8 protein-coding genes and 1 riboswitch are annotated in these 9,552 nt (G+C 58.5%); of the genes, 7 read left to right on the top strand and 1 reads right to left on the bottom strand.

The genetic code is table 11. The features are described 5' to 3' along the window. Window positions 1-103 precede the first annotated feature (103 nt). From astB to astE, 3 genes are read left to right on the top strand one after another with little or no spacing between them, the layout of a single operon-like run. Entirely contained in the window at window positions 104-1,450 is a 1,347-nt protein-coding gene (gene astB, locus ACRESJ_RS13425; RefSeq protein ID WP_431758318.1) for an N-succinylarginine dihydrolase, read from the top strand. A 60-nt stretch (window positions 1,451-1,510) separates the two neighbouring features. After that, a complete protein-coding gene (locus tag ACRESJ_RS13420; protein ID WP_431758317.1) occupies window positions 1,511-1,801 on the top strand; it encodes a topoisomerase II in 291 nt (96 codons plus the stop codon). Between the two features lie 12 nt (window positions 1,802-1,813). After that, the gene (gene astE, locus ACRESJ_RS13415) at window positions 1,814-2,824 is read left to right on the top strand and encodes a succinylglutamate desuccinylase (protein WP_431758316.1); all 1,011 of its coding nucleotides are present in this window, start codon (window positions 1,814-1,816) and stop codon (window positions 2,822-2,824) included. Between the two features lie 129 nt (window positions 2,825-2,953). On the opposite strand, the gene ACRESJ_RS13410 is transcribed toward astE, so the two are convergent. Beyond that, window positions 2,954-3,463, bottom strand: coding sequence for a 6,7-dimethyl-8-ribityllumazine synthase (locus ACRESJ_RS13410; RefSeq protein WP_431758315.1), 510 nt, complete (start codon window positions 3,461-3,463; stop codon window positions 2,954-2,956). A 102-nt stretch (window positions 3,464-3,565) separates the two neighbouring features. After that, window positions 3,566-3,736, bottom strand: a riboswitch (FMN riboswitch). Window positions 3,737-3,932: 196 nt separating this feature from the next. Between ACRESJ_RS13410 and ltaE the strand changes: the two genes are divergently transcribed. The 4 genes from ltaE (at window position 3,933) to csrA (ending at window position 9,415) form a co-directional block, all read left to right on the top strand. Further along, complete coding sequence (gene ltaE / locus ACRESJ_RS13405; protein ID WP_431758314.1) at window positions 3,933-4,937, top strand: low-specificity L-threonine aldolase; 1,005 nt, start codon at window positions 3,933-3,935, stop codon at window positions 4,935-4,937. A gap of 146 nt (window positions 4,938-5,083) precedes the next feature. Next, the gene (gene alaS / locus ACRESJ_RS13400; protein ID WP_431758313.1) at window positions 5,084-7,705 is read left to right on the top strand and encodes an alanine--tRNA ligase; all 2,622 of its coding nucleotides are present in this window, start codon (window positions 5,084-5,086) and stop codon (window positions 7,703-7,705) included. Window positions 7,706-7,796: 91 nt separating this feature from the next. Then, window positions 7,797-9,038: an aspartate kinase gene (locus ACRESJ_RS13395; RefSeq protein ID WP_431758312.1), complete on the top strand. Its 1,242-nt coding sequence runs from the start codon at window positions 7,797-7,799 to the stop codon at window positions 9,036-9,038. Window positions 9,039-9,226: 188 nt separating this feature from the next. Next, entirely contained in the window at window positions 9,227-9,415 is a 189-nt protein-coding gene (csrA, locus tag ACRESJ_RS13390) for a carbon storage regulator CsrA (RefSeq protein WP_002554426.1), read from the top strand. The last annotated feature ends 137 nt before the right edge of the window (window positions 9,416-9,552 follow it).

The following is a 9,552-nucleotide window of genomic DNA, read 5'->3' as shown; positions in this document are numbered from 1 at the left end:
GTATGTCCCTGTGGGAGCGAGCCTGCTCGCGAAGGTCGCCACGCGGTCTTACTCAATTGTTACCAGAAGCCTATAACAAACAGATTCTCGTGGAGCCTCGCTGATGAAATCCTATGAAGTCAATTTTGACGGTCTAGTGGGGCCGACCCATAACTACGGCGGCCTGTCCTACGGCAACGTCGCGTCCCAGAGCAACAGCCAGCAATCTTCGAATCCGAAGGAAGCCGCGCTGCAAGGCCTGGCGAAGATGAAAGCGCTGATGGACATGGGTTTCCAGCAGGGCGTGCTGGCGCCGCAAGAGCGTCCGGATGTGGCGGCTCTGCGTCGCCTGGGTTTCAGCGGCACCGACGCTCAAGTGATCGAGCGTGCCGCGAAGGAAGCGATGCCGCTGTTGGTTGCCAGTTGCTCGGCGTCGAGCATGTGGGTAGCCAACGCCGCGACCGTCAGCCCAAGTGCCGACACCGCTGATGGCCGCGTGCATTTCACCGCCGCGAACCTGAACTGCAAATACCACCGCAGCATTGAACACCCAACCACCAGTCGTGTGTTGGGCGCGATGTTTGCCGACCAGAAACACTTCGCACACCACGCAGCTTTGCCCGCCGTGGCGCAGTTCGGTGACGAAGGCGCGGCCAACCACACGCGTTTCTGCCGTGAATATGGCGAAGCCGGCGTCGAGTTTTTCGTGTTCGGTCGCAGTGCGTTCGACACCCGTTACCCGGCGCCGCAGAAATACCCAGCCCGTCAAACCCTCGAAGCGTCCCAGGCGGTTGCCCGTCTGCACGGCCTGAAGGATGACGGTGTGGTCTACGCTCAACAGAATCCATCGGTGATCGATCAGGGTGTATTCCACAACGACGTGATCGCCGTGGGTAATGGCGAAGTGCTGTTCTATCACGAGGACGCGTTCCTCGAGACCGACAAGATGCTTGCTGAGCTTCAGAGCAAACTCGCCAAAGTGGGTGGGAAATTTCAGTCTGTGTGCGTACCGCGTTCGGCGGTTACCGTAGAAGATGCAGTTCGGTCCTACCTCTTCAATAGCCAACTGCTGTCGCGTCCTGACGGCACCATGCTGTTGATCGTGCCGGAAGAATGCCGTGGCAACGAGCGCGTCTGGCAATACCTGCAAGGGTTGACCAGCTCTGGTGGGCTGATCCGCGAAGTTAAGGTCTTCGATCTCAAGCAGAGCATGCAGAACGGTGGTGGCCCAGCTTGCCTGCGCTTGCGCGTGGCGCTTAATGAAACCGAACTGGCGGCGGTCAATCCAGGCGTTATCATGACCGCACCGTTGTACGGCTCACTGACCGAATGGGTCAACAAGCACTATCGTGACCGCATGGCCGAAAGCGACCTGGCGGACCCGCAATTGCTGCTTGAGTGCCGGACGGCACTGGATGAACTGACGCAAATCCTTAAACTGGGCGCGGTTTATCCATTCCAGATCAATTGATCGACGGCGCGCGCCCGGACCTGGGGCGCGCCGGTTCATCTCCAATGAGAGCGTAAAGATATGAGCGATTCCCTGCAGCTGATCCTTGAAGACACCGACGGCACGCAACTGCAAACTTCCTGCACCCGCGTCGCGGTCATGTGGCAAGGCAAAGAGCTGTGGATCCAACAGGACGGCCGTGGCCAGCTGTTGATCGGCGTGGACGTCGAAGAAGACGACGAAGAGTACGCCAACCTGCTGTTGCGCCCATTGGCGACTAATCTGGTAAGTCTGCAACTGGAGATGGAACCGGCTGACGTCGGCGACGACGAGGGTCACGTTCACGGCCCGGATTGCAATCACGACCACTAAGGAAACCGCTCTATGCTCGCCCTCGGCAAACTGCTTGAACTGACCCTCGCCGGCCGTGAACCGGCGGAGAAGACTCAACTGACTGTCGAAGGCGTGCGCATGCGCTGGTTGAGCGAGGGTGCGCTGGAAGTCCGGCCACCCGAAGCCCGTGACATTGGCCTGGATCTTTTGCTTTCGGCAGGGATCCACGGCAACGAAACAGCGCCGATCGAATTGCTCGACCGGCTGTTGCACGACATCGCTCGCGGCGATCTCAAGCCGCGCGCCCGTATTCTGTTCCTGTTTGGCAACCCGGACGCCATTCGTCGCGGCGAGCGTTTCGTCGAGCAGGACGTCAATCGGCTGTTCAACGGCCGTCATGAACAAAGCAGCGGCAGCGAAGCGCTGCGCGCCTGCGAGCTGGAGCGTCTGGCCGCCAGCTTCTTCAGCCTGCCGGATCGCCAGCGTCTGCACTACGACCTGCACACGGCGATCCGTGGTTCAAAAATCGAGCAGTTCGCCTTGTACCCCTGGAAGGAGGGGCGTCAGCATTCACGCCAGGAACTGGCCCGACTGCGCGCCGCCGGCATTGAGGCGGTGTTACTGCAGAACAAGCCGTCCATCGTTTTCAGTTCCTACACCTACGACAAGCTGGGTGCCGAGTCCTTCACCCTCGAATTGGGCAAGGCGCGGCCATTCGGGCAGAACGACGGGGTCAACGTCTCGCTGCTGGAAAACCGCCTGAAACAGATCATCGACGGCACCGAGCCGGACTTGGCCGAAGCACCACTGGACGGCTTGCAGCTGTTCAGCGTGGCACGGGAAATCATCAAGCACAGCGACAGCTTCCGCCTGAACCTGCCGGCCGATATCGAGAATTTTTCGGAACTGGATGTGGGTTACCTGCTGGCCGAAGACATCGCCAACACCCGCTGGATCATCGAAGAAGAGGGCGCCCGGATTATTTTCCCGAACCCCAAGGTGAAGAATGGTCTGCGTGCCGGCATTCTGGTCGTGCCGAGCAACGACGAAAATCTGGCCTGACCGCTGCCTTGAATTCGACATAAGTCATTGTGGGAGCGGGGTTGCCCGCGATTGCGTCCCATCAGTCGACATCTTCATTGGCTGACAGGACCTCATCGCGGGCAAGCCCGCTCCCACAGGTTTTGTGTTTTAGACCGCCACAGCGCGCGGCTCAGTGCGACGCAATGCGCGCACCTTCTTCAGTGTATCCGCGCAAGTCTTCGCTGCTTCCTGGCCTTTATGCACAAAGTGCTCGAAGAAGAACTTCTGGTGTTCTTCACCGGCATGGAAGTGGTGCGGGGTCAGGGACACCGAGAAAACCGGTACTTCGGTTTCCAGCTGAACCTGCATCAGGCCGCTGACCACCGACTGGGCGACGAATTCGTGACGATAGATCCCGCCGTCCACCACCAAAGCGGCCGCGACGATGCCGGCATAACGACCGGTCTTGGCCAGCAACTTGGCGTGCAGGGGCATTTCAAATGCGCCGCCGACTTCGAATAAATCGATGTCGGATTCCTGATAACCCTGGGCAATCATTTCTTTGACGAAGCCGATACGGCTCTGATCAACAATATCCTTGTGCCAGCAGGCCTGAATGAACGCAACGCGCTCGCCATGAGGGTGTTTGCTTTTGCTGTCGATTGCGGTGGGTTGCATGTTCTGACTCCTGTTTGTGTGAAAAACAGGGCGTTATGAATCGAAGGGGATTTCAGGGTACGCACGTTCGCACGAATGCTGCGCACGGCCCATCGGCAACAATCCCGTTCTCTCTTCATCCGGACTATGACCGTCGGCCCCGGGATCACACCGGGTCTGCTGACCTTGTCGTCAGTCACCGCCGTAGCCGTGCTGTCGCCAAGCGCTCGCGGGCTATGCGCATTGCGCGCAATTACCGCCGGTGGGGAGTTACACCCCGCCCTGAGAACGTTTTTGCCGCCATAAAGTTTGGCGGCGCAGCGTTTTTAACACATATTTCCTACAGGCGCATTGATGCTTTCGGATGATTGTTATCGACTATTTCGCTGTATTAACGGGCATTATCCTCGTTCAAGGGTTGATTATTCCTTCGCATGACCGCAGTAATTCCTACTGAAAGGGATTTCCCCTGCTTACCGAGGCCAGATTCATGAGCGTTATCGATCTTCGCAGCGACACAGTCACCCAGCCCACCGCCGGCATGCTCGACGCGATGGCCACCGCAGTCACCGGTGACGACGTCTATGGCGAAGATCCAACGGTCAATCGTCTGGAAACCGAGCTGGCGAAACGCCTGGGTTTTGCTGCTGCACTGTTTGTTCCGACCGGCACCATGAGCAATCTGCTGGGGTTGATGGCCCATTGCGAACGCGGTGACGAGTACATCGTTGGGCAGCAGGCTCACACCTACAAGTACGAAGGCGGCGGTGCGGCGGTGCTCGGTTCGATCCAGCCGCAGCCACTGGAAGGGCAGGCCGACGGCTCCCTTGATCTGACCCACGTGGCGGCAGCCATCAAACCGGATGACTTCCACTTCGCACGCACCCGTTTGCTGGCGCTGGAAAACACCATGCAGGGCAAAGTATTGCCGCTGGAGTACCTCGCCCGGGCGCGAAGCTTTACCCGTGAACATGGGTTGCAACTGCATCTGGATGGTGCGCGGCTGTACAACGCGGCGGTGAAACTGGGAGTCGATGCCCGGGAAATCACCCAACATTTCGATTCCGTTTCGGTCTGCCTGTCCAAAGGCTTGGGCGCGCCGGTCGGTTCGGTGCTGTGTGGCTCGGCTGAATTGATCGGCAAGGCTCGTCGCCTGCGCAAGATGGTGGGTGGCGGCATGCGCCAGGCCGGCATTCTGGCGGCGGCAGGCTTGTATGCGCTGGATAACAACGTCCAACGCCTGGCCGAGGACCACGCCAATGCACAATTGCTGGCAGAAGGCCTGCGTGCAGCAGGTTTTGAAGTCGAGCCAGTGCAGACCAACATGGTTTACGTGGCGATGGGCGACAAGGCCGAGGCGATCAAGGCTTTCGCCGCTGAGCGAGGCATAAAGCTCAGTGCCGCTGCGCGTCTGCGCATGGTCACGCACATGGACGTCAGCCGTGCGCAAATCGAGCAGGTCGTCGCGACATTCGTCGACTTTTCTCGCAAGTGATAGGGTTAGCGGTCCAATTGACCGTTTCTATCGTATAAACACGCTGTACCCCGCGCGCAGGGCCGATATAATGCGGCCCTTTGCCGTCGTTTCGTCTGTTGACGTTTCGAACAGGCCTTTGGCCGCAGCCTCCGTGGAAGAACCTAATGAAAAGCGCAGAAATCCGTGAAGCCTTCCTTCGCTTCTTCGAAGAGCAAGGCCACACCCGTGTAGCCTCCAGCTCTTTGATTCCGGGCAACGACCCAACCCTGCTGTTCACCAACGCGGGGATGAACCAGTTCAAGGACTGCTTCCTGGGCCAGGAAAAGCGCGCATACACCCGCGCCGTCAGCAGCCAGAAATGCGTGCGCGCAGGCGGCAAGCACAACGACCTGGAAAACGTCGGCTATACCGCCCGTCACCACACTTTCTTTGAAATGCTGGGTAACTTCAGCTTCGGTGACTATTTCAAGCGTGATGCCATCACTTACGCCTGGAACTTCCTGACCTCCGACAAGTGGCTGAACCTGCCGAAGGAAAAGCTCTGGGTCACCGTCTACGCCAGCGATGACGAGGCGTACGACATTTGGACCAAGGAAATCGGCGTTCCGGCCGAGCGCATGGTTCGCATTGGCGACAACAAAGGCGCACCGTACGCATCCGACAACTTCTGGACCATGGGCGATACCGGCCCATGCGGTCCGTGCACCGAGATTTTCTACGATCACGGCGCTGATATCTGGGGTGGCCCACCGGGCTCGCCAGAAGAAGACGGCGACCGTTACATCGAAATCTGGAACAACGTGTTCATGCAGTTCAACCGCACCGCCGATGGCGTGTTGCATCCGCTGCCAGCACCGTCGGTGGACACCGGCATGGGGCTGGAGCGAATCAGTGCCGTGCTGCAGCACGTTCACTCGAACTATGAAATCGATCTGTTCCAGAGCCTGTTGACCGCATCGGCCAAGGCCATCGGCTGCACCAACGACGCTCAGGCTTCCCTGAAAGTCGTGGCTGACCACATCCGTTCCTGCGGTTTCCTGATTGCCGATGGCGTGCTGCCTTCCAATGAAGGTCGCGGTTACGTGCTGCGTCGCATCATTCGCCGCGCTTGCCGTCACGGCAACAAACTGGGCGCCAAGGGCAGCTTCTTCTATCAGATCGTCGCGGCCCTGGTTGCCGAGATGGGCGAAGCCTTCCCTGAGCTGAAATCCCAGCAAGCGCACATCGAGCGCGTGCTGAAAGCCGAAGAAGAGCAGTTCGCCAAGACCCTGGAACAGGGCCTGAAGATCCTCGAACAGGATCTGGCTGAGCTCAAGGGTGACGTGGTTCCCGGCGACGTGGTGTTCAAACTCTACGACACCTACGGTTTCCCGATGGACCTGACCGGCGACATCGCTCGCGAGCGCAGCCTGACCATCGACGAAGAAGGCTTTGAACGCGAAATGGAAGCCCAGCGCGTCCGTGCCCGTTCCGCCAGCTCTTTCGGTATGGACTACAACAGTCTGGTCAAGGTTGACGTGGACACCGAATTCACCGGCTACGTCGCTCACAGCGGTTCTGCAAAAATCGTTGCTCTGTATAAAGAAGGGCAGTCGGTCGACGTATTGAGCGAAGGCGACGAGGGTGTGGTCGTTCTCGATCGGACGCCGTTCTATGCCGAATCAGGTGGTCAGATTGGTGATTGCGGCTTCCTCCAGGCTGGCGCTGCGCGTTTCGACGTGCGCGACACCACCAAGACCGGCGGTGCGTTCCTGCACCACGGTGTGTTGGATTCGGGCAGCCTGATCGTAGGTACTCCGGTCGAGACTCATGTCGATGCCCAAGTGCGTCATGCGACGTCGCTCAACCACTCGGCGACTCACTTGCTGCACGCGGCATTGCGCCAGGTGCTGGGCGAGCACGTTCAGCAGAAAGGTTCGTTGGTCGACAGTCAACGTCTGCGCTTTGACTTCAGCCACTTCGAAGCGATCAAGCCTGAGCAGTTGAGGGCGCTGGAAGACATCGTCAACGCCGAAATTCGCAAGAATTCCGAGGTTGAAACCGAAGAAACCGACATCGAAACCGCCAAGCAGAAAGGCGCCATGGCGCTGTTCGGCGAGAAGTACGGCGACAACGTGCGCGTACTGAGCATGGGCGACTTCTCCGTCGAACTGTGCGGCGGTATCCACGCCAACCGTACCGGCGACATTGGCCTGCTGAAAATCATCAGCGAGGGCGGTGTGGCTTCGGGTGTGCGTCGTATCGAGGCAGTTACCGGTGCTGCGGCACTGGCCTACTTGAACGCGGCGGAAGAACAACTCAAGGAAGCGGCCAGCCTGGTCAAGGGCAGCCGCGACAACCTGATCGACAAGCTGTCGGCTGTGCTGGAGCGCAACCGTCTGCTGGAGAAGCAACTCGAGCAGTTGCAAGCCAAGGCAGCCAGTGCGGCAGGCGACGATCTGTCGGCGTCTGCTTTGGACGTCAAGGGTGTCAAAGTGCTGGCCGCGCGTCTGGATGGCCAGGACGGCAAGGCGCTGCTGGCGCTGGTCGATCAGTTGAAAAACAAACTCGGCCGCGCAGTGATCCTGCTCGGCAGTGTCCATGAGGAAAAGGTCGTTCTGGTTGCAGGCGTAACCAAAGACCTGACTGGCCAACTCAAAGCCGGTGATTTGATGAAGCAAGCCGCTGCGGCAGTGGGCGGGAAGGGCGGTGGTCGTCCAGATATGGCGCAAGGCGGCGGTATCGACGCTGGCGCTCTGGACGCAGCACTGGCTCTGACTGTCCCGTTTGTAGAGCAGGGTTTATAAGGCAGCGCCTCCGGCCCGCAGTCTAGTGGTGGGTCGGTGTGCTGTTTGAGTGATTATTTGGGCGCCCTTCACGGGCAGAGGCGGCTTTGAAATGGCTTTGATCGTACAGAAATTTGGAGGCACCTCGGTCGGCACTGTCGAGAGAATCGAGCAGGTCGCCGACAAGGTTAAGAAATTCCGTGATGCCGGCGATGACCTGGTGGTTGTGCTGTCTGCAATGAGCGGCGAAACCAACCGTCTGATCGATCTGGCCAAGAAAATCAGTGGTGAAGATCAGCCGGTTCCCCGTGAACTGGATGTGATCGTCTCTACAGGTGAGCAGGTGACGATCGCCCTGTTGGCCATGGCGCTGATGAAGCGTGGTGTGCCGGCAGTGTCTTACACCGGCAACCAGGTACGGATTCTGACGGACAGCGCGCACAATAAAGCGCGTATCTTGCAGATTGATGACCAGAAGATCCGTGGTGATCTGAAAGCCGGTCGCGTAGTAGTAGTCGCCGGTTTCCAGGGTGTCGATGAGCACGGCAATATCACGACCCTGGGTCGTGGCGGCTCCGATACCACTGGTGTGGCGCTGGCGGCAGCTCTGAAGGCTGACGAATGCCAGATTTACACCGACGTCGACGGCGTCTACACCACCGACCCGCGTGTGGTCTCCGTGGCTCAACGTCTGGACAAGATTACCTTCGAAGAGATGCTGGAAATGGCCAGCCTCGGTTCCAAGGTATTGCAGATCCGTGCGGTCGAGTTCGCCGGCAAGTACAACGTCCCGCTGCGCGTACTGCACAGCTTCAAGGAGGGTCCGGGCACCCTCATTACTATTGATGAAGAGGAAACCATGGAACAGCCGATCATTTCTGGCATCGCCTTCAATCGCGATGAAGCCAAGCTGACCATCCGTGGCGTGCCAGACACCCCGGGCGTTGCGTTCAAGATCCTCGGCCCTATCAGTGCCGCGAACATCGAAGTCGACATGATCGTGCAGAACGTCGCACACGATAACACCACCGACTTCACCTTCACCGTGCACCGTAACGACTATCAGGCCGCACAGGGCGTGTTGGAAAACACCGCTCGCGAGATCGGTGCCCGTGAAGTCGTTGGTGATACCAATATCGCCAAGGTATCGATCGTCGGCGTTGGTATGCGCTCTCACGCAGGCGTAGCCAGCCGTATGTTCGAGGCATTGGCCAAGGAAAGCATCAACATCCAGATGATCTCGACTTCGGAAATCAAAGTCTCCGTAGTGATCGAAGAGAAGTACCTGGAACTGGCTGTGCGCGCCCTGCACACGGCTTTCGAACTGGACGCACCGGCCCGCCAGGGCGAGTGATGCGTTTGCCAAAAGGCGCGGTCTGACCGCGCCTTTTGTTTTTTTGAATGGCGTGATCCCCCGAAGCTGTTCTTTTGCTCGCGTTAGTCAATACTCTGGCATGTAGGCCTTAGCCGATTTGGCTGTAGGCTTTTTGCCTTTTTTTTGCAGACTGCTGTCCCTGAAATGAAATGCGTGAGGTGAAAGGTATGCTGATTCTGACTCGTCGGTGCGCAGAAAGCCTGATTATTGGTGATGGCGAAATCACCGTGACCGTGCTCGGCGTCAAAGGAAATCAAGTGCGTATTGGGGTCAACGCCCCTAAAGAGGTAGCTGTCCACCGTGAGGAAATCTACCTGCGCATCAAGAAAGAGAAGGACGAAGAACCAAGCCATTAATTTTTATCGATTTTTATGTTTGCAAACGGGGAAGAAGCTGGTTAATATACGCCCCGTGTTGCGGAGAGCTGGCCGAGTGGCCGAAGGCGCTCCCCTGCTAAGGGAGTACACCTCACAAGGGTGTCGGGGGTTCGAAT

This window comes from Pseudomonas sp. (assembly GCF_050739655.1).
Taxonomy (GTDB): Bacteria; Pseudomonadota; Gammaproteobacteria; order Pseudomonadales; family Pseudomonadaceae; genus Aquipseudomonas.
This window is presented reverse-complemented; position numbering and strand designations above follow the sequence as displayed.